This is a genomic window from Streptomyces noursei (assembly GCF_016917755.1).
Classification (GTDB): domain Bacteria; phylum Actinomycetota; class Actinomycetes; order Streptomycetales; family Streptomycetaceae; genus Streptomyces; species Streptomyces yunnanensis.
In genome coordinates this window covers 3,505,641-3,528,899 of the sequence record NZ_CP070326.1, presented here as the reverse complement: position 1 = coordinate 3,528,899, position 23,259 = coordinate 3,505,641, and the positions used below count along the sequence as shown (strand labels likewise).

20 protein-coding genes and 1 pseudogene are annotated in these 23,259 nt (G+C 73.6%); 11 read left to right on the top strand and 10 right to left on the bottom strand.

Features of this window, described 5'->3' with window-relative positions:
* Nucleotides 1-107 precede the first annotated feature (107 nt).
* From JNO44_RS15600 to rbsK, 6 genes and pseudogenes are all read left to right on the top strand, one after another.
* The gene (locus JNO44_RS15600) at nucleotides 108-572 is read left to right on the top strand and encodes an ankyrin repeat domain-containing protein (RefSeq protein ID WP_205364743.1); all 465 of its coding nucleotides are present in this window, start codon (nucleotides 108-110) and stop codon (nucleotides 570-572) included.
* Between the two features lie 98 nt (nucleotides 573-670).
* Nucleotides 671-1,099 carry an organic hydroperoxide resistance protein gene (locus tag JNO44_RS15595; protein WP_205364741.1) on the top strand — a complete coding sequence of 143 codons (429 nt, stop codon included), beginning with the start codon at nucleotides 671-673 and terminating at the stop codon, nucleotides 1,097-1,099.
* Nucleotides 1,100-1,353: 254 nt separating this feature from the next.
* A complete protein-coding gene (locus JNO44_RS15590) occupies nucleotides 1,354-2,355 on the top strand; it encodes a LacI family DNA-binding transcriptional regulator (RefSeq protein WP_205364739.1) in 1,002 nt (333 codons plus the stop codon).
* 149 nt (nucleotides 2,356-2,504) lie between these two features.
* Nucleotides 2,505-4,142, top strand: coding sequence for a sugar ABC transporter ATP-binding protein (locus JNO44_RS15585; protein WP_205364738.1), 1,638 nt, complete (start codon nucleotides 2,505-2,507; stop codon nucleotides 4,140-4,142).
* Nucleotides 4,132-6,053, top strand: a pseudogene (locus tag JNO44_RS43455) (ABC transporter permease/substrate-binding protein). The gene JNO44_RS15585 and the pseudogene JNO44_RS43455 overlap by 11 nt, the downstream one beginning before the upstream one ends.
* 131 nt (nucleotides 6,054-6,184) lie before the next feature.
* The gene (gene rbsK / locus JNO44_RS15570) at nucleotides 6,185-7,078 is read left to right on the top strand and encodes a ribokinase (protein WP_205364734.1); all 894 of its coding nucleotides are present in this window, start codon (nucleotides 6,185-6,187) and stop codon (nucleotides 7,076-7,078) included.
* A gap of 194 nt (nucleotides 7,079-7,272) precedes the next feature.
* On the opposite strand, the gene JNO44_RS15565 is transcribed toward rbsK, so the two are convergent.
* Together JNO44_RS15565 and JNO44_RS15560 are read right to left on the bottom strand one after the other, a co-directional pair.
* Nucleotides 7,273-8,679 (bottom strand): nitrilase-related carbon-nitrogen hydrolase, encoded by a 1,407-nt coding sequence (locus JNO44_RS15565; RefSeq protein WP_205364732.1) that lies wholly within the window; start codon nucleotides 8,677-8,679, stop codon nucleotides 7,273-7,275.
* Between the two features lie 107 nt (nucleotides 8,680-8,786).
* A complete protein-coding gene (locus tag JNO44_RS15560) occupies nucleotides 8,787-9,452 on the bottom strand; it encodes a TetR/AcrR family transcriptional regulator (protein ID WP_205364730.1) in 666 nt (221 codons plus the stop codon).
* Between the two features lie 157 nt (nucleotides 9,453-9,609).
* Between JNO44_RS15560 and JNO44_RS15555 the strand changes: the two genes are divergently transcribed.
* Nucleotides 9,610-12,171: a beta-glucosidase family protein gene (locus JNO44_RS15555; RefSeq protein WP_205364728.1), complete on the top strand. Its 2,562-nt coding sequence runs from the start codon at nucleotides 9,610-9,612 to the stop codon at nucleotides 12,169-12,171.
* On the opposite strand, the gene JNO44_RS15550 is transcribed toward JNO44_RS15555, so the two are convergent.
* Complete coding sequence (locus JNO44_RS15550; RefSeq protein WP_205364726.1) at nucleotides 12,158-12,859, bottom strand: DUF4097 family beta strand repeat-containing protein; 702 nt, start codon at nucleotides 12,857-12,859, stop codon at nucleotides 12,158-12,160. The genes JNO44_RS15555 and JNO44_RS15550 overlap by 14 nt on opposite strands.
* Before the next feature lie 199 nt (nucleotides 12,860-13,058).
* Nucleotides 13,059-13,997 carry an SGNH/GDSL hydrolase family protein gene (locus JNO44_RS15545; RefSeq protein ID WP_205364724.1) on the bottom strand — a complete coding sequence of 313 codons (939 nt, stop codon included), beginning with the start codon at nucleotides 13,995-13,997 and terminating at the stop codon, nucleotides 13,059-13,061.
* Nucleotides 13,998-14,322: 325 nt separating this feature from the next.
* Between JNO44_RS15545 and JNO44_RS15540 the strand changes: the two genes are divergently transcribed.
* Nucleotides 14,323-14,817 carry a DUF3145 domain-containing protein gene (locus JNO44_RS15540; RefSeq protein ID WP_018088059.1) on the top strand — a complete coding sequence of 165 codons (495 nt, stop codon included), beginning with the start codon at nucleotides 14,323-14,325 and terminating at the stop codon, nucleotides 14,815-14,817.
* 143 nt (nucleotides 14,818-14,960) lie between these two features.
* The gene (locus JNO44_RS15535) at nucleotides 14,961-15,851 is read left to right on the top strand and encodes an NAD(P)-dependent oxidoreductase (protein WP_205364723.1); all 891 of its coding nucleotides are present in this window, start codon (nucleotides 14,961-14,963) and stop codon (nucleotides 15,849-15,851) included.
* Nucleotides 15,852-15,950: 99 nt separating this feature from the next.
* Here the strand turns inward: JNO44_RS15535 and JNO44_RS15530 are convergent, their stop codons facing one another.
* From JNO44_RS15530 to JNO44_RS15510, 5 genes are all read right to left on the bottom strand, one after another.
* A complete protein-coding gene (locus tag JNO44_RS15530; protein WP_073442111.1) occupies nucleotides 15,951-17,237 on the bottom strand; it encodes a beta-ketoacyl-[acyl-carrier-protein] synthase family protein in 1,287 nt (428 codons plus the stop codon).
* Nucleotides 17,238-17,313: 76 nt separating this feature from the next.
* Complete coding sequence (locus tag JNO44_RS15525) at nucleotides 17,314-17,562, bottom strand: acyl carrier protein (protein ID WP_073442110.1); 249 nt, start codon at nucleotides 17,560-17,562, stop codon at nucleotides 17,314-17,316.
* 108 nt (nucleotides 17,563-17,670) lie between these two features.
* Nucleotides 17,671-18,717: a ketoacyl-ACP synthase III gene (locus tag JNO44_RS15520; protein ID WP_205364722.1), complete on the bottom strand. Its 1,047-nt coding sequence runs from the start codon at nucleotides 18,715-18,717 to the stop codon at nucleotides 17,671-17,673.
* 12 nt (nucleotides 18,718-18,729) lie between these two features.
* Entirely contained in the window at nucleotides 18,730-19,686 is a 957-nt protein-coding gene (locus JNO44_RS15515) for an ACP S-malonyltransferase (RefSeq protein ID WP_205364721.1), read from the bottom strand.
* An 88-nt stretch (nucleotides 19,687-19,774) separates the two neighbouring features.
* Nucleotides 19,775-20,959, bottom strand: a complete 1,185-nt coding sequence (locus tag JNO44_RS15510; RefSeq protein ID WP_039636865.1) for a PucR family transcriptional regulator — start codon at nucleotides 20,957-20,959, stop codon at nucleotides 19,775-19,777.
* A gap of 58 nt (nucleotides 20,960-21,017) precedes the next feature.
* On the opposite strand from JNO44_RS15510, the gene JNO44_RS15505 reads away from it, so the two are divergent.
* Nucleotides 21,018-21,689: a pirin family protein gene (locus JNO44_RS15505; protein WP_205364720.1), complete on the top strand. Its 672-nt coding sequence runs from the start codon at nucleotides 21,018-21,020 to the stop codon at nucleotides 21,687-21,689.
* 43 nt (nucleotides 21,690-21,732) lie between these two features.
* Here JNO44_RS15505 and JNO44_RS15500 read toward each other — a convergent pair whose 3' ends face one another.
* Entirely contained in the window at nucleotides 21,733-22,554 is an 822-nt protein-coding gene (locus JNO44_RS15500) for a serine hydrolase domain-containing protein (protein ID WP_205364717.1), read from the bottom strand.
* A gap of 187 nt (nucleotides 22,555-22,741) precedes the next feature.
* Between JNO44_RS15500 and JNO44_RS15495 the strand changes: the two genes are divergently transcribed.
* On the top strand, nucleotides 22,742-23,257 hold the full coding sequence (locus JNO44_RS15495) for a MerR family transcriptional regulator (RefSeq protein ID WP_240167552.1): 516 nt from the start codon (nucleotides 22,742-22,744) through the stop codon (nucleotides 23,255-23,257).
* Nucleotides 23,258-23,259 lie beyond the last annotated feature (2 nt).

The window sequence follows — 23,259 nt, the reverse complement described above, 5'->3', positions numbered from 1 at the left end:
CCGGTACGTCCGCGGTCGGACCCCGGGCACCGGGCCCCGGTCTGGTGCCCGGTGGACCGCCCCGCCCCCACGGGCGCCCGCCGGTCCGTGGTCGTAGCGTCGTGCCCATGAACAACCGGGAGCGCAAGAAGCTCGCCAACCGCCTTGTCGCGGCAGCGGCGTTGCGCGGGGCCGCCCAGGTGGCGGCGCTGCTGCGGGTCGGAGCCGATCCGGCGGCGGCCGACGCCGACGGCACCACCCCGCTGTACGCGGCGTCCGTGCACGGTGCCGCCGACACGGTCCGTGTGCTGCTGGCGGCGGGTGCGCCGCCCGACGCCGAGAGTGGACACGGCGGCGAGGGCACGCCGCTGTGCGCCGCGTCCTGCTGGGGCCATGCGGCGGCGGTGCGCGACCTCCTCGCGCACGGCGCCGATCCCCGGCTCCGGGAGGACCACGGCACGGGCCTCGCGCCGCTGGACTGGGCGCTGGCCGGTCCGCACCCGGAAACGGTCGCCCTGCTCCGGGCGGCCGGCGCCGTTCCCACCCGGGCTCCGTCCGGCCCGGTCGCCGCGACGGAGGGCTCCGCAGTGTGAGACTCGCCTCCCGCCCTCGTGCCCCGGCCCGTTAGGCTCGGCGGCAAGCCGTCGCGATGCGTGGGCGCGAGTCGCGGCGAACCACAGGAGGATTCGGTATGTCCATCCAGACCGTCGACGTCGTCTACACCGCCGTCGCCACCGCCGAGAACGGCCGCGACGGCCGCGTCGCCAGCGACGACGGCAAGCTCGACGTCGTCGTCAACCCGCCCAAGGAGCAGGGCGGCAGCGGCGCCGGCACCAACCCGGAGCAGCTCTTCGCGGCGGGTTACAGCGCCTGCTTCCAGGGCGCGCTCAGCGTCGTCGCCCGCCGGGAGAACGCCGACGTCACCGGCTCCCGGGTGACCGCCAAGGTCGGCATCGGCAAGACCCCGGACGGCGCCTTCGGCCTCGCGGTCGAGATCATCGCGTCGATCCCCACCGTCGACGCGGCCACCGCCAAGGAGCTCGTGGAGAAGGCGCACCAGGTGTGCCCGTACTCCCACGCCACCCGCGGCAACATCGAGGTCACGCTGACCGTCGTCTGACCCGGCCGGGACGGCCGAAGGAGCCGGGGCGGCCTGACGGGCCGCGCCCGGCACCGGGCAGCCGAGGGCTGCATCCCACCCCGGGGTGCGGCCCTCCTCCGTTCCCGCGCCACCGGCAGCGGTCCCGCCCGGCGCCCGCTGTGACGCAGGCAACATTCGTGCGCGGAGTCTTGACGCATCACCCGTGTAATCGATTTCGTAGCCCTCGCGCGGCACACGTAATCGATTACACGAGGCAGGGTGGCAACGGAGCCATGGCGAACATCAAGGATGTGGCGGAGCGGGCGGGGGTCTCCGTCGCCACCGTCTCCCGGGTCCTCAACGGCAACAGCCCGGTCGCCGAGACCCGCGAACGGGTCCTCGCCGCCGTACGGGAACTGGGCTACCGCCCCAACAGCGTCGCCCGCGCCCTGCGCACCGCCCGGACCGGCGCACTCGGCCTGGTGATCAGCGACCTCACCAACCCGTTCTTCACCGAGCTGGCCGACGCCGTCGAGGACGCCGCCCGCGGCCTCGGCTACAGCCTCGTCATCGGCAACGCCGGCGAACGCCCCGCCCAGCAGGACGACTACATCCGCACCCTGCTCGACCGCCGGATCGACGGTCTGCTGGTCAGCTCGGCCGGTACCGGCTCGGCGATGCTCCGCGAGGTGGTCGCTTCCGGCACCCCGCTCGTCCTGCTGGACCGCGCCGTCCCCGGCATCGACGCGCCGTGCGTCCGCGCCGACGGCCGGACCGCGCTCACCGACCTCGCCGCCCACCTCGCCGCGCTCGGCCGCCGCCGCCCCGCGATCATCGTCGCCCCGGCCGGCACCCCCACCGGCGACGAACGCCTGGAACTCTTCCGCGACGCCCTGGCCGGCCACGGCATCGCGCTCCCCGACGAGCGGGTCGGCGCCACCCCCGACCTCCAACCCAGCGGCGGACGCCGGATGATGAGCGACTTCCTGGACCTCCCCGAACCGCCGGACGCCGTGCTGGCCACCGACAACCTGATGGCGCTCGGCGCGATGGACGAACTCCGCGCCCGCGGCCTGCGGGTCCCCGACGACATGGCGCTGGTGGTCTACGACGACGTGCCGTGGTTCGCGCACACCGACCCGCCGCTGACCGCCATCGCCCAGCCCACCCGCGACCTCGGGCGGGCCGCCGTGCGGACCCTGCTGGAGCGGATCGAGGGCCGCCCCGCCGCATCCGTGCTGCTGCCCGCCCGGTTGGTGCCGCGCCGCTCCTGCGGCGAGGCGCCGGCCCGCTGACCGCACCCGCGCGCCGCACCGGACCCGTCCGGACCGGCCCGATCCGCCCCGACCGGCCCGACCGGCCCGCCCGTCGGGACCCGGCACGGGCGCACCGCCCGCAGACCACCCGCCAGCCGAGGACGACACCGAGGAGAGAGGGGCAGCGCATGACCGGCGCCAACGACGACGTACCGGACGGCCGCGAACTGCTGCGCGTCGAGGGGGTGACCAAGGCGTTCCCCGGCGTCCGTGCGCTGGACGGCGTCGATCTGAGCCTGCGCGCCGGCGAGGTGCACGTGCTGCTCGGCGAGAACGGCGCGGGCAAGAGCACCCTGATCAAGATGCTCTCCGGCGCCCACCGCCCGGACGCCGGCCGCATCCTCGTCCGCGGCGGCCCGGACGGTGCGCCCGACGGGCTCCGCGAGGTGCAGATCCGCTCCGCGCAGGACGCCGAACGGCTCGGCATCGCCACCATCTACCAGGAGTTCAACCTCGTCCCCGGGCTGACCGTCGCCGAGAACATCTTCCTGGGCCGCCAACCGCGCACCGCGCTCGGCCTGATCGACCGGAAGGCCATGCGCGCCCGCGCCGCCGACCTGCTGCGCCGGGTGCGCCTCGACGTCTCCCCGAACACCCCGGTCGCCGAACTCGGCATCGCCCGGCTCCAGATGGTGGAGATCGCCAAGGCGCTCAGCCTGGACGCCCGGGTGCTGATCATGGACGAGCCGACCGCGGTGCTCACCTCCGAAGAGGTGGAGACCCTCTTCGGCATCGTCCGCGAACTGCGCGAGGCCGGCGTCGGCATCATCTTCATCACCCACCACCTCGACGAGATCGGCGCCCTCGGCGACCGGGTCACCGTCCTGCGCGACGGCCGTTCGGTCGACCAGGTGCCCGCCTCCACTGGCGAGGAGGAACTCATCCGGCTGATGGTCGGCCGGGACATCGCCGAGCAGTACCCCCGCCGCCGCCCCGACGAGCCGGGCGCGCCGCTGCTGCGCGTACGGGGCCTGACCCGGCACGGCGCCAAGGGCACCGGCGGTGCCCCGGCCCGACCGGTCTTCGAAGGCATCGACTTCGACATCCGGGCCGGTGAGGTGGTGGGCCTGGCCGGACTGGTCGGCGCCGGCCGCACCGAGGTCGCCCGGGCGGTCTTCGGCGTGGACCGCTACGACGCCGGCACCGTCGAGGTGGCCGGCGAGCGGCTGGCCCGCGGCGACGTCCGGGCCGCGATGCGGGCAGGGCTGGGGCTGGTGCCCGAGGACCGCAAGGGCCAGGGCCTGGTCCTGGACGCCTCGCTCCAGGACAACCTGACGCTGGCCCGGCTCGACCGGGACACCCGCGGTGGGCTGGTCGACCGGCGCGGCCAGCGGCGCGAAGCGGCCGACGTCGCCGGGCGGTTGAAGGTCCGGATGAGCGGTCTGGGGCAGCACGCCCGCACCCTCTCCGGCGGCAACCAGCAGAAGATCGTCATCGGCAAGTGGCTGCTGGCGAAGACCCGGCTGCTGATCCTGGACGAACCGACGCGCGGCATCGACGTCGGCGCCAAGGTCGAGATCTACCAGCTCGTCAACGAGCTGACGGCCGCCGGCTGCGGGGTGCTGATGATCTCCAGCGATCTGCCCGAGGTGCTCGGCATGAGCGACCGGGTGCTGGTGATGGCACAGGGCCGGCTGACCGGCGAACTGCCGGCCGGGCAGGCCACCCAGGACGCCGTGATGGAGCTGGCGCTGCAGTCCCCGCACGCCGCCCCCGACGGCACGCACACCGACGAGAGCGCGATGGAGGGCTCCGATGTCCGCTGAGGTGAAGACGGCAGCCGGCCCACGGGCGGCGGGCGGGGGCACGGCCCCGGACGGCTTCGGGGCGTGGTCCTCCCGGGCCGTGCTGCGCAACGGCCCGCTCGGCGGCCTGATCGCCCTGGTCGTGGTGATGGCCGTGCTCTCCCGGGACTTCCTCAACGGCCAGAACCTCCTCAATGTCGGCGTCCAGGCGTCGGTCACCGCGATCCTGGCCTTCGGCGTCACCTTCGTGATCGTCTCGGCCGGCATCGATCTGTCCGTCGGCTCGGTCGCCGCACTCTCGGCCACCGTCGTCGCCTGGGCCGCCACCGATCAGGGGCTGCCGGTCTGGCTCGCGGTGCCGCTGGGCCTCGCGGTCGGCGCGCTCGCCGGCCTGCTCTCCGGCGCCCTGGTCGCCTACGGACGACTGCCGGCCTTCATCGCCACCCTGGCGATGCTGTCCGTCGGCCGCGGCCTGGCCCTGGTCATCTCCGGTGGCTCGCCGATCCCCTTCCCCGGTGCGGTCAACGGGCTCGGCGACACCCTGGGCGACTGGCTGCCGGTCCCCGTCCTCGTCATGATCGCGATGGGGTTGATCGCCGCGCTGATCCTGGCCCGGACGTACTCCGGCCGCGCGATGTTCGCGATCGGCGGCAACGAGGAGGCGGCCCGCCTCTCCGGCATCGACGTCAAGCGCCGCAAGCTCGTGATCTACGCGCTGTCCGGGCTGTTCGCCGCCGTCGCCGGCATCGTGCTGGCGGCCCGGCTCACCTCCGCGCAGCCGCAGGCCGCCAGTGGTTACGAACTCGACGCCATCGCCGCCGTCGTCATCGGCGGGGCCAGCCTCTCCGGCGGCTCCGGTAAGGCGTCCGGCACGCTGATCGGCGCGCTGATCCTCGCCGTGCTGCGCAACGGCCTCAACCTGCTGAGCGTCTCGGCCTTCTGGCAGCAGGTCGCCACCGGTCTGGTGATCGCGCTCGCCGTCCTCCTGGACACCCTGCGGCGCAGGAGCGCGCGATGAGGCGGCGCACGGCACTGCTCGGCGCGGCCCTCGCGGTCGGCGCCCTCGCCCTGGCCGGCTGCGACCGCGGGGGCAACACCGACCTCGGTCTGGCCCTGTCCACGATGAACAACCCGTTCTTCGTCGGTATCAAGAAGGGCGCACAGGCCGAGGCGGACGCCCGCGGGCTGCACATCAACATCACCGACGCGCAGAACGACCCCATGCAGCAGATCAACCAGATGGAGACCTTCACCAGCCAGCAGGTGAAGGCGGCCATCATCAACCCGGTGGACGCCGACGCCGCCGTCCCCGCCGTCGGTGTCGCCAACCGGGCCAAGGTGCCGGTGATCTCCATCGACCGCGGCGTCAACGGCGGGCAGGTCGGCTCGACCATCGCCTCCGACAACGTCGCCGGCGGCCGGCTCGCCGCCAGGACCCTCGCCGAGGCGCTCGGCGGCAAGGGCAAGGTGGCCTTCCTCGAAGGCCAGCCCGGCACCTCCGCCGCCCGCGAACGCGGCCGGGGCTTCGAGGAGGGCATCGGGCAGTACCCCGGCATCGAGGTCGTCGCCCGGCAGCCCGCCGACTTCGACCGGACCAAGGGCATGGACGTGATGTCCAATATGCTCCAGGCGCACCGCGACATCGCCGGGGTGTTCGCCGCCAACGACGAGATGGCACTCGGCGCCTCCAAGGCGCTGGGCGCCCGCTCCGGCAAGGACGTGAAGGTGGTGGCGTTCGACGGGACCCCGGACGGGGTCCGGGCCGTCCGCGCCGGCACCCTCACCGCCACCGTCGCCCAGCAACCCGAACTGCTCGGCAAGCAGGCCGTGGCATGGGCGCTGAAGGCGGCCCGCGGGGAGAAACTGCCGCGGACGGTCAAGGTGCCGGTGGTGCTGGTGACGGCGGCCAACGCCGCCGCGTTCGGCGGCTGACGGCGCCGCCGGGCGGCACCGGGGCGGACCGCCGCCACCGGTGCCCGCCGGGCGGCGACAAGCAGGAAGAGAAGGCAACGCGGCGTATGGACACGAGAGAACGACGCCCGGACAGAGAAGAGGAACGGCGCATGTACGACGTCCTGGTGGTCGGCTCGGCCAACGCGGACCTGACCGTGCGGGTGGCCCGGCGGCCCGGCGCGGGAGAGACCGTGCTGGGCACGGACCTGATGGAGTCGGCCGGCGGCAAGGGCGCCAACCAGGCCGCCGCGGCGGCCCGGATCGGGGGGCGCACCGCCCTGCTGGCCCGGGTCGGCGGCGACGCCTACGGCGAGCTGCTGCTGGCCGCCCAGCGCGCGGCGGGCACCGACGTCGCGCCCGTCATCGTGGACGAGCACGCCCGCACCGGCACCGCGATGATCATCGTCGACCCGGACGGCGACAACAGCATCGTCGTCTCGCCGGGCGCCAACGCCGCCCTCACCCCGGACGACGTGGCCGCCGCCAAGGGCGTCATCGCGGCCTCCGCGGTGGTCTCCCTCCAGTTGGAGATTCCGCTGGAGACGGTGCGGGCGGCCGCGGCCGCGGCCGAGGAGGCCGGCACCCGTGTCGTCCTCAACCCCTCCCCGGCGCCCGAGGACCTCGACCGTGAACTGCTGGCCGTGGCCGACCCACTGGTGGTCAACGAGCACGAGGCTCGGGCACTGTCCGGCCGCGCCGACGGCACCCCCGCCGACTGGGCGGCGGCACTGCGTGAGCGGGGCGCCCGCTCGGTCGTGGTGACGCTCGGCGGCGACGGCGCGCTGGTGCTGGACGACTCCGGGACGACGGCCGTGCCGGGCGTGCGGGTCGAGGCGGTGGACACCACCGGCGCCGGCGACGCCTTCACCGGCGCCCTGGCCACCCGACTGGCGGGCGGCGCCACCCTCCCCGAGGCGGCCCGCTTCGCGGTACGCGTCGGTGCCGCGGCCGTCACCAAGCCGGGCGCCCAGCCGTCGTACCCCACCGCCGAGGAACTGGCATAGCTGCCGTAACCGGCGGAGCACGAACGGCCCGAACGGTCCGAACGGTCTGCGCGGTGCGCACGGTCCGAGCGGGCTGGGCTGCCGCGCCGGCCGCGGGACCGTGCCGGCCGAGCGGGGGCGGACGGGGCCAACGGGCCGGCGCGGTAGGGCAGTTGCCCGCCGCGCCGTCCCGTCCGGTCGGCCCCGTCCGCCGCTCACCGCTCGGCCCCCGCGGCGAGCTCCCGGGGCCCGTACAGCGCGTGCTCCGCGCCGGTGGCCAGCGCCCAGTAGCGGTCGCCGTAGGACCAGTGCCACCACTCGGTCGGGTAGTTGACCAGGCCCGCCCCGCGCAGTGCGGCGGACAGGATCCGGCGGTTGGCGCGGGCCTTGGGCGTCAGGCCCGGCGCGGAGGTGTAGCAGGCGCCGCCGCTCTCCTCCGGGGACGCGTCGAGCGGTGTCCCCATATCGACATTTCCGCCGTCCGCGGTGACCAGTGTGAGGTCCACCGCGCCGCCGACGCTGTGCGGGGCGATCTCCGGCGGGGACACGAAGCGGCTGGCGGCGCGGCGGACCCGGGCGTCGTCCCAGTCGGGGTGGGCGGCGCGCAGTTCGTCCCCGTACCGCGTGAAGTAGCGGCGCTGGAGGGCCGGCGGGCGGTACCCCTCCACGAACCGGAGCCGCAACCCCTCCGGCAGCGCCTCCTGTGCGGCCAGCAGCCGCCGCAGCACCCCCTCCCGCAACTGGGCCGGTGCGCCGTCCGGGCCCGCCCCGTCCGTGGCCGCGCTCCCGTCCGCCAGCAGACCGGGCGCCGCGGTGCGCACGTCCACCAGCGGCTCCCCGCACTCCCGGACCGGCACCGCGGCCACCGCGGGGTCGGCCATCAGCGTGATCGCGTCCCGGACGTCGCTCAGCGCCAGCTCGGCACCGGCCCCGTCCGGCCCGGCGGACGCCGCCGCCACCGGCTCGCCGGACGGCAGCCAGCAACCGCTGAGCCCGGCGGCCGGGCCGGGGCTGCCGACCCCGATGCCGTTGGCCAGCAGGACGTGCAGCCCGTGCGCGCGGGCCAACTCGCCGTACCGCGCCACCCGCTCGGCGTCGCCGTGGAAGGCACTGGACAGATACACCCGGCAGCCGTCCGCCGCGGCCTGCTTCGGCACCTCGGGGAAGGAGTTGTCGAAGCAGGTGGCGAGCGCGAAGCGGATCCCGCCGAGGGTGAACCGGCCGTGCGCGCTGCCCGGCGCGAACACCGCGTTCTCCGTCTCGAACAGGTGCCGCTTGTCGTAGCGGGTGAGCAGGTCGCCGTCGGGTCCGTACACGAAGCTGGCGATGGTGGGCCGTGCGTCGTCCCCGATGCCGCGCCCGGGACCGTTGACCACCGCGGCGACGCCGGTCGCGCGGCACGCCTCCCGTATCGGCGTCAGCCGGGGGTCGTCCGGCAGCACGGAGAGCCCCGCCGGATCGGCGGCTATCGCGGAGAGGTCGTAGTGGGTCAGTGCCAGCTCGGCGAAGACCACCAGCCCGGCGCCGCGCTCGGCGGCCTCGGTGACCAGCCCGGCCATCCGCGCGGCGTTGCCGGCGATATCGCCCGGTACGGAGGGGAATTGTGCGGCAGCAATGATCATTGCCTCATGATGCCCGCTCCCACAGCCGGCCCGTGCCGGCCTGTGGACAACTCCCGCCCCGCCGACGCTCCCGACGCTCCGCGTAGCCCCTGCCCGCGCGCTGCCCTCTACTTCTCACGGTCCCCTTCGCCCGCCCCCGGACCGGGTTCTGCTTCCCCTGCCGCCCCGGTTCCGAGCAGGGTCAGGAAGTCGCGGAACGACGCGGGCATGTCCACCTCTTCGGGGTCCAGCAGCCACTGCAGTTGGAGCCCGTCCATCACCGCGACCAGGAGCGGGGCCGCCCGCTCCGGGGTCAGGCCGCCGGGCAGGGCGTCGCCGAACTCGGCCCGCAGCGCCGCGGCCAGCGCCTCGCGCACGGCGCGGAAGCGGGCCTCGAAGAAGTCGCGCGCGGGGTGGTCCTCGGTGACGCTGTCGGCAGAGAGCACGGTGTACGCCTGGACGATGCCGGGGCGGGTGGCGTTGTACTCGACGAGCTGGGCGAGGGTGCCGGTGCGCCAGGAGCCGGCGGCCGCCGCGGCGGCGTCCCAGCGGTCGCGCGCCTCCAGCACGCCGATCAGCAGCAGCTCCTTCGTCGGGAAGTGGTGCAGCAGCCCCTGTTGCGTCAGCCCGGCCCGCGCGGCGACGGCGGCGAGCGAGGTCCGGCGGTAGCCGCGCTCGGCGATGAGCTCCATGGCAGCCTCCAGGATCACCGCCCGCCGCTCCGCGCGCTGCGCCTCCCGGCCGCCGCCGGCCCGCCGGGAACCCCGGGCCGCGCTCCGCTCTTCCGCACTCACCGGCCGAGCGTAACCCTCCCGGCCCGCTCCGCCGGCGCCCCCCGACGCGCCATCACGAAGGTGGATAACGGAGAAGTAACGATACCTACCTTCCGTCCGGTATGAGGGTGAGAATTCGGCCAGGGGGGCCGCACGTCCACACGAGGGAGCGCCGCACATGACCGATCAGCCGCACGCCCGCCCCGCCGAGCCCGGCCCCCGCACGGCCCCCGGCGCGAACGCCGGCACCGGCGCGGCCCCCCACGACTACACCGATGCGGTGGAGCGGGCGCTCGGCGCGCTCGACCTGGACACCAAGGTCCGGCTGCTCTCGGGGCAGGACATGTGGAGCCTGCCGGCGGTGCCCGCGATCGGACTGCGGTCGCTGGTGATGTCGGACGGGCCGATCGGCGTCCGGGGTCGGCACTGGAGCGCGGCGGACCCGTCGGTGGCGCTGCCCAGCCCCACCGCCCTGGCCGCCACCTGGGACCCCGAACTGGCCCGCCGGGCCGGCCGGCTGCTCGCCCAGGAGGCCCGCCGCAAGGGCGTGCACGTCCTGCTGGCGCCGACCGTCAACCTGCACCGCTCGCCGCTGGGCGGCCGGCACTTCGAGTGCTACTCCGAGGACCCGCTGCTGACCGGCGTGATGGGCGCGGGCTATGTACGGGGCGTGCAGGAGGGCGGCGTCGGCACCACCGTCAAGCACTTCGTCGGCAACGACGCCGAGACCGACCGCTTCACGGTCGACAACCGCATCGCGCCGCGCCCGCTGCACGAGCTCTATCTCGCGCCCTTCGAGCACATCGTCACCCAGGCCCGCCCCTGGGGGATCATGACCGCCTACAACCAGGTCAACGGCTCGACGATGACCGAACACCACCACCTCGTCACCGAAGTCCTGCGCGGCGCATGGGGATTCGACGGCTGCAACGTCTCCGACTGGACCGCGGCCCGGAACACCGTCCGAGCCCTGCGCGGCGGCCTGGACGTGGCGATGCCGGGGCCCCGCACGGTCTTCGGCGCCCCGCTGGCGGCGGCCGTGCGCGCGGGGGAGATCGCCGAGTCGGAGGTGGACGCCGCGGTCCGCCGGGTGCTGCTGCTGGCCGCCCGGACCGGCTGTCTGGACGGGGTGCCGCCCGCCGCCCCGGCCGACGCTCCCCAGCGCATCGACGGCCGGGCCGTCGCCCGCGAGCTGGCCCGCCGCGCCGTCGTCCTGCTGCGCAACGAACCGGTGGGCCAGACGCCCGCCGACGGCGCGCGCCCGGTCCTGCCGCTCGACCCCGCCGCGCTGCGCCGGGTCGCCGTCATCGGCGCGGCCGCCCGCGACGCCCGGGTGCTGGGCGGCGGTTCCGCCACCGTCTTCCCCGCACGGATCGTCTCGCCGCTCGCGGGTCTGCGCGCCGCGCTCCCCGACGACGTCGAGGTCGTCTTCGCGACCGGCGCCGACCCGCGCACCCGCACCCCGCACGCCCGCGACGGTTTCACCCTGCGCGCCCGCTACCTCGCCGCCGACGGCCGACTGCTCGCCGAGACACCGCAGTTCGACGGCAAGGTCCAGGTGCTCGACAGCTTCCCCGACGGCGTGACCCGCCAGGAACTGCACGCCGTCGAACTCACCGGCAGCTTCGTCCCGCGGATCACCGGCCCGCACACCCTGGCGCTGGTCGGCGCCGGACGGCTCCGGCTGACCCTCGGGGAGAGCGTCCTCTTCGACGGCGACGGCGACGGCGCCGCGCCGGAGGGCACCGACCCCTTCGAGGCATTCCTGAATCCTCCCGAGCACCGGGTCACCACCGACCTGGCGGCCGATCAGGAACTCGCGCTCACCCTGCGGTTCGTCCCGCACAGCCTCGGCCTGGGCAGTGGCCTGGACGCCCTGAACTTCGTCCTCGGCCACCTGGAGCCGCAGCTCGACGCGGACGCCGAGATCGCGGAGGCGGTCCGCGCGGCGACCGGCGCGGATGCCGCGATCGTCGTCGTCGCGACCACCGGGGAGGTCGAATCGGAGGGGTTCGACCGCACCGACCTCCGGCTGCCGGGCCGGCAGGACGAACTGGTCGCCCGGGTCGCCGCCGCCAACCCCCGCACCGTCGTGGTGGTCAACTCCGGCTCCCCGGTGGAACTGCCCTGGCGCGACCAGGTCCCGGCGGTGCTGCTGAGCTGGTTCCCCGGCCAGGAGGCCGGGACCGCGCTGGCCGACGTCCTGCTCGGCGACCATGAACCGGGCGGCCGGCTTCCCACCACCTGGCCGGCCCGCCTCGCCGACGCCCCGGTCACCACCGTCACCCCCACCGACGGCGCGCTCCCCTACACGGAGGGGGTGTTCATCGGCTACCGCGCCTGGCAGCGCGGCACCACCGCCCCCGCCTACCCCTTCGGCCACGGCCTCGGCTACACCCGCTGGGAGTACGAGTCGCTGGACACCACCCCCGACTCCGTACGGGTCCGGCTGCGCAACGCCGGCGACCGCCCCGGACGCGAGGTCGTCCAGATCTACCTCGCGCCGGCCGGTGACACCTCCGGCGCACCGGAGCGCCCGGCCCACTGGCTGGCGGGCTTCGGCACCGTCGAGGCGGGTCCCGGCGAGAGCGCGGAGACCGAGATCCCGCTGCCGGGGCGCGCCTTCGAGGTCTGGTCGGAACCGGACGGTGACTGGCGCCGGATCCCGGGCACCTACACCGTCGAGGCGGCCCACAGCAGCGCCGACATCCGGCTGACCGCGCGGATCACTGCTGGCTGAGCACCGAGACGTCGCCGCCGCTCGACCGCGCGGATATTTTGTGGGCCGAGCCCTCGTCCGTCGTGACGGACACCTTGCGGCTGCCGCCGCTGGTGCCCGCGTCGACGGCGTAGGTGCCCTTGGGCACCCGGATCGTGACGTTGCCCCCGCTGGTCCGGCCGGACACCTCGTCGGGCACCGCGCCGAGCGACATCTCCACGTCGCCGCCGCTGGTCTTCACCTTCGCCGTACGGGTCTTGGTGTCCTCGATGGTGATGTCGCCGCCGCTGGTTTCCGCGGTGATCCCGCCGGAGGCGCCGCGGACGGTGACGTCGCCGCCGCTGGTGTGCAGATCCACCGAGGCGTTGCGCGGCAGCAGGACGCGATAGCCCACCTCGCAGTGGCTGCTCGAGGAGCAGTCCTCGGAGTCCAGCGTCAGCCGGCCGTCCTTGACGGTGTGTGTGGTCTGCGGCTTGGCATCGTCGTACTTGTACTTCTCCGTCACCTTGACCGGGACGCCGGCCTCCACCGGCACGATCTCGATGTTGCCGCCGTGGGTCGTCGCCGAGAGCGCGCTGATCGTGCCGTCGACGCCGTACGTCCGCTGGGCGGACTTGAGCGAGCCGGTCCAGACCAGGGAGCAGCCGGTCGTCAGCAGGGTCAATGCCACGCAGGGCAGGACGAGATGGGCGGCACGGAGACGGGCCATGGCGAGATTCCCCCGGGGCAGTGGTGACGGTGCGGTACGGAACGGCCGTACCCGGCCGAACCGCTTGGTCATCATCATCCCTGCCCCCCGGCCCGCGGACGTCGCCGCACGGTATGACGTTCCAGGTCCCCGCACGGTATGACCCGCACCACCGTGCCCTTAGGGGTTTCCCTGACGTCGCATCCGGGACCCGGTCGCCTCAGCTGCCGGAAGCGGCCTCACCCTTCAGGGGGTTTTCCTTGCGCGTGATCGTCCGGAACGCCAGCTCCGCCAGCTGCTGCTGGCCGTGCAGCCCCGGATGGAACCAGTCCCAGGTGCTCAACTGCTGCCCGGTGAAGCGGTAGTCGAAGACGGAGCGGTCGAAGCGGCACAGCGTGTCCTTGGCGCAGACCTCCGCCAGCGCCTCGTTGTACGCCATCACCCGGTCCCGTACCAGGGCCCGCCGGTCCTGTGCCGGCTTCGTCAGGTCGTCCGGGTCCCGCAGCATCGAACCGCAGATGCCCAGCTTCCAGACCTGCTTCCCGAGCGGGTTCTTGCGCCCCTCGGACCACAGCCGCAGCAGGTCCGGCACCGCCGCGACATACACCTGGGTGCGCGGCAGGCTGTGCCGCAGGGTCTTCATGGACCGCTCGAAGCCGGCCCGGAAGTCCGCCGCGGAGGTCATCGCCCCCACGTCGCTGCGGCAGGCGTCGTTGGCGCCGATCAGGACCGTGACCAACTCCGGCCTGCGGGCCGCCGCAGCGGTGATCTGCTGCGGCAGGTCGCTCATCAGGGCGCCGGTCCGGGCGTAGTTCCAGCTGTGCGCGGCCGGGTTCTTCTTCAACAGCCGGTGGGCCAGGCTGTCGACCTTGGGGCTGGTGCCGGTGGACCAGGAGACCTCGGGGCAGTCGGAGAGCACCGTGCAGGCGTCGAAGCCGGCGGTGATGGAGTCGCCGAGCGCCGCGATCGAGGCGGGGTCCGTCCGCCAGGCGGGGGCGGGCTTCGCGGTGGGTTTGGCGGCGCCGCGGCCGTGCGGGGCGGAGTCGGCACCACAGGCGCTGAGGGTGGTCAGCAGCGCCGAAGTCGTGGCGAGGGCCACGGCGGCGCGGGCCGCGAGGCGGTGACGCCGAGGGCGAACGGGCCGATCGGTCGACGTCATACCCTGTCCCCTCCGGCGTGCGAGTGATATCTCTTCGAGTACCGACGGTACGTCACTTCGGGTCCGGCACCGCGCGGTAGCTTGGCCCCGTGCCTGCCGGGCGGTGACCCGAAGTGGCATGTGCAGTCGGCACAGACAAATTACAACACGTCATTTCCTGTCCCTTTTGCGGCAAATTCCGCCTAGTGGTGTTTACTGTAGGTCACCTCGCAAGCTGGTGCCGAAGTGATCACTGGGGCAGAATGTCGACAGCTGTCCCGGCCGCGACCGGAACGGGCACGAGGCCGCTGGGGAAGGCGAACCTCGATCCGCACGGGAGGTCCCGGTGACGACACGTGGAGTCCTGTACGTCCACTCCGCTCCACGAGCGCTGTGCCCGCACGTCGAATGGGCGGTGGCGGGCGTCCTCGGGGTGCGCGTCAACCTCGACTGGATCCGCCAGCCGGCGTCGCCCGGCACCTGGAGAGCGGAGTTCTCCTGGCAGGGCGAAGCCGGCACCGCCTCCAAGCTCGCCTCCGCGCTGCGCGGCTGGCACCTGCTCCGCTTCGAGGTGACCGCCGAGCCCTGCTCCACCGCCGAGGGCGAGCGCTACAGCTCCACCCCGGACCTGGGCATCTTCCACGCCGTCACCGGCATCCACGGCGACATCCTCATCCCCGAGGACCGGCTGCGCGCCGCCGTCGCCCGCTCCGCGCGCGGCGAGACCGAACTCGCCGCCGAGGTAGCCAAGCTGCTCGGCAAGCCCTGGGACGACGAGCTGGAGCCCTTCCGGTACGCCGGCGAGGGTGCCCCGGTGCGCTGGCTGCACCAAGTCGTATGAGGAGTCAGGCGCCGGTCCGCCGGCTCCCCCAGGTCGTCGTCTGACGCCCCGCACGCGCCCGTACGGAGCCTTGCGCGGGGTCCGGCGTGCGACACACGGCGCACGCTTGACTTGAAGTCCGCTCCAAGCCCTAGCGTGCCGCCATGGTCGACAACAACACCTCTGACACCCCTTCGGTCGCCGTCCTCGGCACCGGGATCATGGGCGCGGCGATGGCCCGCAACCTCGCCCGCGCCGGGCTGGACGTCCGGGCCTGGAACCGCACCCGCGCCAAGGCCGAGCCGCTGGCCGCCGACGGGGTCCGGGTCACCGACACCCCGGGCGAGGCGGTGGACGGTGCCGACGCGGTCCTCACCATGCTGCTCGACGGCCCCGCCGTCCTCGACGCCATGCGCCGGGCAGCCCCCGACCTCGCGCCCGGTGCCCTCTGGCTCCAGATGAGCACCGTCGGGCCCGCGGCACTCGAACCGCTCGTCCGCTTCGCCGCCGAACGGGACCTGCGGATCGTGGACGCCCCCGTACTGGGCACCAAGGCGCCCGCCGAGAAGGGGAAGTTGATCGTTCTCGCCGCCGGGGACCCGGGCCTGCGCGAACGCGCCGGGCGGTACTTCGACATCGTCGGCGGCCGCACCCAGTGGGTCGGTGACGACGCCGCGGGCGGGGCCGCCAGCCGACTCAAACTCGTCGTCAACAGCTGGGTGATGACCGTCATCAGCGGTACCGGTGAAACTCTGGGGCTCGCCAAGGGGCTGGGCGTCGACCCGCGGGAATTCCTGGACGCGGTCGCCGGCGGCTCGCTCGACATGCCGTATCTGCGGATGAAGTCGGAGCTGATCCTGACCGGTGACCTCGCGCCCAGCTTCACGGTCTCCGCGGCGCGCAAGGACATCCGGCTGATCACCGAGGCCGCCGAGGCGGCCGGCGTCCACACGGACCTGGCGGCCGCCGCCGCGGAGCGGTTCCGCCGCGCCGAGAAGCAGGGCCACGGCGGCGAGGACGGCGCGGCCGCGTACTTCGCCAGTTTCGACGACTGATCGGCCGGCGGCGGCAGCACGAGGGCCCGCCCGGTCGTCCTGACCGGGCGGGCCCTCGTGGTGACTGCTGCGCGGCGGCCGTCGGCCGCCGGCGGTGTCTCAGACCGTGCGGAAGGCGAGGACCACGTTGTGGCCGCCGAAGCCGAACGAGTCGTTCAGCGCCGCGATCCGACCCTCGGCCGGCAGCGCGCGGGTCTCGTCGCGGACGATGTCCGCGTCCACCTCGGGGTCGAGGTTCTCGACGTTGATGGTCGGCGGGGCCGTCCGGTGGTACAGCGCCAGGATGGTGGCGACCGTCTCCACGCCGCCCGCGCCGCCCAGGAGGTGGCCGGTCATCGACTTGGTGGCGGAGACCGCCATGTGCCGCACGTCGTCGCCGAAGACCTTGTGCAGCGCCTTCAGCTCCGCCAGGTCGCCCTGCGGGGTCGAGGTGGCGTGCGCGTTGACGTGCACGATCTCGGACGGGGCGAGGTCGCTGTTGTCGAGGAGGTTCTGCAGCGCGTGCGCGATGCCGTTGCCGGACGGCTCCGGCTGCACGATGTCGTGGCTGTCGGCGGAGATGCCCTGGCCGACCGCCTCGGCGTAGACCCGCGCGCCGCGCTTGGCGGCGTGCTCGGCCGACTCCAGGACGATCACGCCGGCACCCTCACCGAGGACGAAGCCGTTGCGCTCGGTGTCGAACGGACGGGAGGCGCCCTGCGGGTCCTCGTTGTTCTTCGACATCGCCATCATGTTGCCGAACGCCGCGATCGGCAACGGGTGGATGGCCGCCTCCGTGCCGCCCGCGACGACGATGTCGGCGCGGCCCGTACGGATCATCTCGATGGCGTAGCCGATGGCCTCGGAGCCGGAGGCGCAGGCGCTCACCGGGGTGTGCACACCGGCGCGGGCGTTGACGTCCAGGCCGACGTTGGCCGACGGGCCGTTGGGCATCAGCATCGGCACGGTGTGCGGGGAGACCCGCCGGACGCCCTTCTCGCGCAGGACGTCGTACTGGCCCAGGAGCGTGGTCACGCCGCCGATGCCGGAGGCGATGACGGTGCCCAGGCGGTCGGGGTTGACCGAACCCGCCGGCCCGGCGGCGGTGTCCGGCTCGCCGGCCTTGGCCGTGAAGCCGGCGTCCGCCCATGCCTCACGGGCCGCGATCAGCGCGAACTGCGCCGAGCGGTCCAGTCGGCGGGCCTGCGGACGGGGCAGGATCTCGCCGGGGTCCACCGCCGCCTGCGCGGCGATCTTGACCGGCAGGTCGGCTGCCCATTCCTGCTCCAGGGGGCTCACGCCGGACCGGCCGGCGAGCATGCCCTCCCAGGTCGAAGCGCTGTCGCCACCCAGCGGTGTGGTTGCGCCGATACCGGTGACGACCACGGTGCGATTGGTCGCGTTCACGGGAATTCTTACTCCACGGGTAGAGGTGTCTGAATCGACGGCGCCACCGCGGGGTGGCGACATGCGCTGCGCCAGATCAGGACTGGTGCTTGAGGATGTAGTCGGTCGCGTCGCCGACGGTCTTGAGGTTCTTGACGTCGTCGTCCGGGATCTTCACGTCGAAGCGCTCTTCGGCGGCGACGACGACCTCGACCATGGACAGCGAGTCGACGTCCAGGTCGTCGGTGAAGGACTTGTCCACCTGGACCTCATCGGTGGGGATGCCAGCGATCTCGTTGACGATCTCGGCGAGACCCTTGACGATCTCTTCCTGAGTGGCGGCCATGATGGCGCTCCTTCGAATAGCGGGAAAATGCTTGTTTTACGGTGAAGCGGTGAAGGCCCGCGCAGTGGCCGGCACGTCGTGCTCGGTGCCGGACTGCGCAGATCTTGCCTAGGGGAGAGTAACGACCGTCGCGGCGTACACGAGACCCGCCCCGAAGCCGATGACCAGCGCGGTGTCCCCGCTCTTGGCCTGCCCGGTCGCCAACAGCCGCTCCATGGCGAGCGGAATCGAGGCGGCCGAGGTGTTGCCGGTGGTCTCCACGTCACGGGCGACCGTGACGCTCTCCGGCAGCTTCAGAGTCTTCACCATCGAGTCGATGATCCGCATGTTGGCCTGGTGCGGAATGAAGACGTCCAGGTCGTCCGGGCTGACTCCGGCCTCGTCCAGCGCCTGCTGGGCGACCTTCGCCATCTCGAACACCGCCCACCGGAAGACTGCCTGGCCCTCCTGGGTGATCGCGGGATAGCGGATCGCCTCGGGCGCGGGACGCTCCTCGGGCCCGTCGCCGCCGGGCGTCGGGGTGGTGCGGTACACGTCCCAGGAGAGGGTCTGCTTGATGGTCTCGGACTTGTCGCCCTCCGAGCCCCACACCGTCGGGCCGATCGCCGGCTCCTTGGCCGGGCCGACGATGACCGCGCCGGCGCCGTCACCGAACAGGAAGGCCGTCGCGCGGTCCTCAAGGTCCGTCAGGTCCGAGAGCCGCTCGACGCCGATCACCAGGACGTACTCCGCCGAGCCCTCGACGACCATCCCCTTGGCCAGGGTCAGTCCGTAGCCGAAGCCGGCGCAGCCCGCGGAGATGTCGAACGCGGCCGGCTTGCCCGCGCCGACGAGATGCGCGATCTCGGTCGCGATGGCCGGGGTCTGCTTGAAGTGCGAGACGGTGGAGACGACCACCGCGCCGATCTGCTCGGGCGCGATCCCGGCGTCGGCGATGGCCTTGCCGGACGCCTCGACCGCCATGGTCGCGACGGTCTCGTCCGGGCCCGCCCAGTGGCGCGTGGCGATGCCCGACCGGGAGCGGATCCACTCGTCGGACGAGTCGATGTGCTTGAGGATCTCCTCGTTGGGCACGACACGGGTCGGGCGGTAGCCGCCGACGCCCATGATCCGCGCGTACGGGGCGCCCTTGGAGGGCTTGATCTTCGAGGTCATGCGCTACGACTCCTATTCGGCCGATGCTGCGGGAGCGGCGTCCGCTGCGGTGGCGATCAGCTCACGGGCCGCGTCGAGGTCGTCGGGCGTCTTCAGGGCGAGCGTCTTCACCCCGGGCAGGGCGCGCTTGGCCAGACCCGTGAGGGTGCCTCCGGGCGCGGCCTCGACGAGCGCGGTGGCACCGAGCTCCTTGAAGGTCTCCGTGCAGCGGTCCCAGCGCACCGGGTTGGCCACCTGGCCGACGAGCCGCCGCACCACGTCCTGGCCGGAAGTGACCACCTGGCCGTCCTTGTTGGAGACGTACCGGGTGCACGGGTCGGCCGGGGACAGCTCGGTGACCGCGGCTTCCAGGGCCGAGACGGCGGGTGCCATGTGGTGAGTATGGAACGCGCCGGCCACCTTCAGCGGCACGACCCGTCGGGTGCCCTCCGGCTTGTCGGCGACCAGCGCGGCGATCTGCTCGGCGGTGCCCGCGGCGACGATCTGCCCGGCGCCGTTCACGTTCGCCGGGGTCAGGCCGAGCTTCTCCAGGTGCGGCAGGACGACGTCCTCGTCGCCGCCCAGCAGCGCGGCCATACCGGTCTCGGTGACGGCGGCGGCCTCGGCCATCGCCAGCCCGCGACGGCGCACCAGGGCCATCGCCTCGGCGTCCGTGATGGTGCCGGCCAGGGCCGCGGCGGCGAGTTCACCGACGCTGTGGCCGGCCGTCGCGCCGACCTGTGAGGCGAGCGCCTCGGGCGTCGGGAACAGCTGCCGCGCGGAGATCAGGGCCGATGCCACCAGCAGGGGCTGCGCCACCGCGGTGTCGCGGATCTCGTCCTCGGTTGCCTTGGTGCCGTAGTGAACGAGGTCCAAGTCGATGGCCTCGGACCATTCGCGGAGCTGGTCCTCGACTCCGGGGAGGTCGAGCCAGGGGATCAGGAAGCCGGGCGTCTGAGCGCCTTGGCCGGGAGCGACGAGTACGAGCACCCTCACACTCTCTCTTGTGGGAGGTCCCGCCCGCCCGTGGGGACAGGGACGAAGAACCATCGGGGGAATTGTTGGTGTTCGACAAAGTCTAGGGTTGCGCCTCGCCGTCAGCGAGACGCCCCAGAATCAGGGCGATACGCAGCGTGAATGCGGAGCGCACATCGGACGGTGACCAGCCGGTGACGTCCGTCACACGACGGAGCCGATAGCGCACGGTGTTGGGGTGGACGAACAGCATCCGGGCAGCGCCCTCCAGACTGCTCGCCTGCTCCAGATAGACGCTCAGCGTCTCCAGCAGCGCCGACCCCGCTTCTTCGAGCGGTCTGTAGATCTCCTCCACCAACTGCTCCCGCGCGACCGGGTCCGAGGCCATCGCGCGCTCCGGCAGCAGGTCGTCCGCCAGCACCGGCCGGGGGGCGTCCGGCCAGGCCGCGCAGGCCCGCAGGCCGGCCGCCGCGGCCTGTGCCGAGCGGGTCGCGGCGAGCAGGTCGGAGACCACCGGGCCGGCCACCACGGGACCGGCGGCGAACGGCCCGATCAGCGCCTTGGCGGCCTTGAGCGGATTGTCCGAACCGCCCGCGATCACCACCAGCCGGCTGCCCAGCACGCCGGTCAGCACCTGGAGCTTGGCGTGCCGGGCGGCCCGCCGGATCGCCTCGACGGTCAGCTCGCTGTCGCCGTCCGGGGCGGTGCCCAGCACCACGCACACATGCTCCGGCGCGTTCCAGCCGAGGGCCGCGGCCCGGGAGACCGCGCCCTCGTCGGCCTCCCCGGAGAGCACCGCGTTGACCACCAGGGACTCCAGGCGGGCGTCCCAGGCGCCGCGCGCCTCGGCGGCCTGCGCGTAGACCTGGGCGGTGGCGAAGGCGATCTCCCGGGCGTAGACCAGGAGCGCCTCGCGCAGCACGGACTCGTCGCCCGGTGCCGCGACGTCGTCGATCGCGGACTCCATCACCTCGATCGTGGTGCGGACCATCTCCACCGTCTGCCGCAGGGTGATCGCCCGGGTCAGCTCGCGCGGCGCCGTGCCGAAGACGTCGGTGCTGATCGCCTGCGGTGTCTCCGGGTGCCGGAACCACTCGGTGAACGCGGCGATGCCGGCCTGCGCCACCAGGCCGATCCAGGAACGGTTCTCCGGAGGCATCGCGCGGTACCACGGCAGCGTGGCGTCCATGCGGGAGATCGCCGCGGCGGCCAGCTTGCCGGAGGAGTTCTCCAGCCGTCGGAGGGTCGCGGAGTGCGGGTGCGCGTCGCGCGATGCGGGTTCAGACACGGGACCAAGCCTGCCCTATCGGGATGAGGGGGTGGAGCGGTGGGGCTACGGTGGCCCGATGATTCAGGTGCGCAGGGGCCAGGAACGCTATCGGGGCGGCGACGCGGACGCCGGGATCGAGTCACGGCACGCGTTCTCCTTCGGGCCCCACTTCGACCCGGACAACCTGCGCTTCGGCGCATTGATCGCCTGCAACGAGGAGCTCCTGGCGCCCGGCGCCGGGTTCGACGAGCACCCCCACCGGGACACCGAGATCGTCACCTGGGTCGTCGAGGGCGAGTTGACCCACCGCGATTCGACCGGGCATGCCACGACCGTACGCCCCGGCGACCTGGCGCGGCTCAGCTCCGCCGGCGGCGTCCGGCACGTCGAGCGCAACGACGGCACGGCACCGCTGCGCTTCGTCCAGATGTGGCTGACGCCCCTCGCCCCCGGTGGCGAGCCGGAGTACGAGGTGGTGCGGGAGGTCGCCGACGGCGTGCCCCACCGTCTGCCGCGGGCCGGCGCCGCGCTGCGGGTGTGCCGCCTCGGGGCGGGCGGGCGCACCGCCGTCCCGGATGCCGCGCGGGTCTACGTCCATGTCGTACGGGGCGAGGTGCGGCTGGGGGCCGAGCACCTGGTGGCCGGGGACGCGGCGCGGATCGGTGAGGAGCACGGGCTGGAGCTGGTGGCGCCGGAGGGGGCCGAGTGCCTGGTGTGGGAGATGGGGACGGAGCCGGTGTACGGGTGAGTCCGCGCGCCGGCTCCGGGCACCGGTGGTCGGCAGCCGGGACTCAGCGCTGCCCGGCCAGCTCGGCCAGGACCGCGTCGGTCAGCGCCGGCCACGCCTCGACGGCCCACGGGCCGAAGTCCCGGTCGGTCAGCGCGACACAGGCCGCCCCGGCCGCCGGGTCCACCCACAGGAACGTCCCGGACTGCCCGAAGTGTCCGAACGTGTCCGGCGAGGAGGCCGCGCCCGTCCAGTGCGGCGCCTTCCCGTCGCGGATCTCGAAGCCCAGCCCCCAGTCGTTGGGCTTCTGGTGGCCGTATCCCGGCAGCACCCCGGCCAGGCCCGGGAAGACCACCCGCGTCGCCTCGGCGAGGGTCCCCGAGGCCAGCAGCCGCGGCGCCTGGAGCTCGGCCGCGAAGCGGCTCAGGTCCGCGACGGTGGAGACGCCGTCCTTGGCCGGTGAGCCGGCCAGCTCGGTCGACGTCATCCCCAGCGGGGCCAGCACCGCCTCGTGCAGATACTGCGGGAACGGGATGTCGGTGGCCTTGGCGAGGTGGTCGCCGAGCACCTCGAAGCCGGCGTTGGAGTAGATCCGGCGGGAGCCCGGGGCGGCCATCGGGCGCGCCTCGTCGAACGCCAGGCCCGAGGTGTGGGCGAGCAGATGACGGACCGTCGACCCCTCCGGGCCGGCCGGCTCGTCCAGCTCGACGGCGCCCTCCTCGATGGCGACCAGCGCGGCGTAGGCGGCCAGCGGCTTGGTGACGGACGCCAGCGGGAAGCGGTGCTCCAGCGGGCCGTACGATCCGGCAACCGAGCCGTCGGCGCGTACGACGGCGGCCGCGGCGGTGGGCACCGGCCAGTTCTCGATCATCCCCAGGCTCTGCATGGTCCCGAGCCTACGGGGTGCCCCTGCGCCTTCAAATTCCGGTCAAGACCGGCCGCGGCCGGTGCTTGCTTGGAGTGCACTCCAACTCTCTAGCGTTGAGGAAGTCGGCAGGCGCCCGGCGGAACGACCGGCGGCGCGATGACATCCCGGGCGCGTGCCCGGGAAGCGAGTGGGGGTAAGACGCGGTATGACGGTGACGCAGAGCGAACCGGTGACCGGCGGCACGGTCGTGGAGGGACTGCCGAAGGTGGTGCGCACCCGGCCGCGGCCGGCCACGCCCGCGGGCTGCGGGACCCCGCGCGCCCCCCACCCGCGGCCGGCCGGCCAGGACCGCTACACGATCAGCGAGGTGGCCGGGCACACCGGCCTCAGCGCCCACACCCTGCGCTGGTACGAGCGGATCGGCCTGATGCCGCACGTGGACCGGACGCACACCGGCCAGCGGCGCTTCACCAACCGCGATCTGGACTGGCTGGAGCTGGTCACCAGGCTGCGGCTGACCGGCATGCCGGTGGCGGACATGGTCCGGTACGCGGAGCTGGTGCGGGAGGGCGAGGGCACCTTCCCCGAGCGCGAGGAACTGCTCACCCGGCACCGTGAGGACGTGCGGCAGCGGATCGCCGACCTGCAGAGCACGCTGGACGTTCTCGACTACAAGATCGATATCTACGCCGACGCCCGGCGGGCGTCCGAGAGGGTCTGAAT